Source organism: Tepidibacter sp. Z1-5 (assembly GCF_037844525.1).
Classification (GTDB): domain Bacteria; phylum Bacillota; class Clostridia; order Peptostreptococcales; family Peptostreptococcaceae; genus Tepidibacter_A.
In genome coordinates this window covers 1-1,901 of record NZ_JBBMMD010000063.1, presented here as the reverse complement: position 1 = coordinate 1,901, position 1,901 = coordinate 1, and the positions used below count along the sequence as shown (strand labels likewise).

The following is a 1,901-nucleotide window of genomic DNA, read 5'->3' as shown; positions in this document are numbered from 1 at the left end:
CCGAACACAGAAGTTAAGCTCTTTAGCGCCGATGGTACTTGGGGGGCAGCCCCCTGGGAGAGTAGGACGTAGCCACGTAATCTTTTTTTATGCGTTTTTTTATTGTAAATGGATAAGTAAAAAGATGGTTATTTAAATACCGTGAATGCATTAAATAGATTTATAAAACTAAACATCGTATCTTATTAAATATACTAAAACTTCTTAAACTCGCTTAGGCTCAGACATAAGAAGTTTTTTAACGTATATTCAAAAGATACAATATAAGTTTTATTGAAATCTATTTAAAAGATTCACTAACATTTAAACAACCATCTTTTTTAGTATGTGAATATATAATAAAGTAAGCCAATATATAAAATATTACGTTATCATTGGAAGAGATTAAGATATAAAAAAATAACATTAAGGTAGGAAATATGCTATTATACAAGGATGTAATTTACTTTATTTGTTAAAAAAAATCAAATGTGATAAAATTATAATGTTTTTATTATCAAATATAATATGATTTTTTTGAGGGGGAGATTTTTTGAAAAGCAGAAACCTACATATAATACCATAAATTTAGACTGTAAATGAACTTTTATTAATAGGCAAATTAATTGTTGTTTATTAAATAGTAAAAGTCTGTCTAATGCTATAAAAAATATAATACCCTTTAATTTTAATATATCTTAGACAGGCTTTTGTCTTAAATTAAGGGGGTAATACTGATGGATTTTAAAAATATATTTAAAATTATGGATTCAAAAAATAAAAGTCTTATAGAAATTCACATTGCGGTTTTATTTTTCGGACTTGCAGGTTTGTTTGGAAAACTTATTTCTCTTCCATCAATAGTAATTGTTTTCGGAAGAGTTCTATTTGCTTCAGTATTTTTAATTACGGTGCTATTTTTTCAAAAACAAAGTATTAAACTAGATGAAAGAAAAGAGTATTTTTATTTTATTATGCTAGGTTCGATTTTAGCATTTCATTGGGTTTCATTTTTTTTAGCTATACAACTATCAACTGTGGCAATAGGATTATTAATGTTTTCTACATTCCCTGTTTTTGTTACTTTTATAGAACCTATTTTCTTAAAAGAGAAAATTTGTGTCAAAGATATTTTTATAGCAGCTATTACATTTTGTGGTGTTGCTCTTGTAATACCAAATTTTGAATTTGAAAACAGTATGACTCAAGGTGTTTTGTGGGGGATATTATCTGGATTTTCATTTGCTATACTTTCTGTTTTAAATAAAAAGTATGTAAGTAAGTATAAAAGCCTGGTAATATCATTTTATCAGTGCTTTGTTGCTACGATTATATTAATACCATTTATTTTTATGTTGAAACCTGTATTTGAATCTAAAAACTTAATACTTCTTATTATATTAGGTGTTATTTTCACTGGTGTATCGCATACTTTATTTATTAATGGATTAAAAAATGTAAAAGCTCAGACAGCCAGTATTATTGCAAGTCTTGAGCCTGTGTATGGTATAATTGCTACTGTAATATTATTGAGAGAAATACCATCTTTACGAGAAATTTTAGGTGGGATTATTATTTTAACTACCGCTATTTATTCAACATTAAAAACGAAAAAAACTGATTAGTAAAATATAATTAATATTATGAGGGGGTATAGCCACAATTAGTAGCTATACCCCTTATTTTCTATCTTGAATTTATTAATAACATTTAAAATTATAAAAAACTTTAAAAAAGGTGTTGACGAATATATCAAAAGGTGATATATTATTACTTGTCCTCAACAACGAGGCAAACACGAAATACATGAACAAAACAAATGAACTTTGAAAATTAAACAGTAGGTTATAAATAAATCACAAACAGTGATTTTCGGAATAAACAAACATAAAGTCAGTTACTGAGTACTGACAAACTTTTAT

Annotated in this window: 1 protein-coding gene and 1 rRNA gene; both read left to right on the top strand. The window is 26.3% G+C overall.

The features are described 5' to 3' along the window. Positions 1–78: ribosomal RNA gene (gene rrf / locus WJW32_RS12420) — 5S ribosomal RNA — on the top strand; the annotation flags it as partial. 638 nt (positions 79–716) lie between these two features. Further along, on the top strand, positions 717–1,604 hold the full coding sequence (locus WJW32_RS12415; RefSeq protein WP_340258793.1) for a DMT family transporter: 888 nt from the start codon (positions 717–719) through the stop codon (positions 1,602–1,604). The last annotated feature ends 297 nt before the right edge of the window (positions 1,605–1,901 follow it).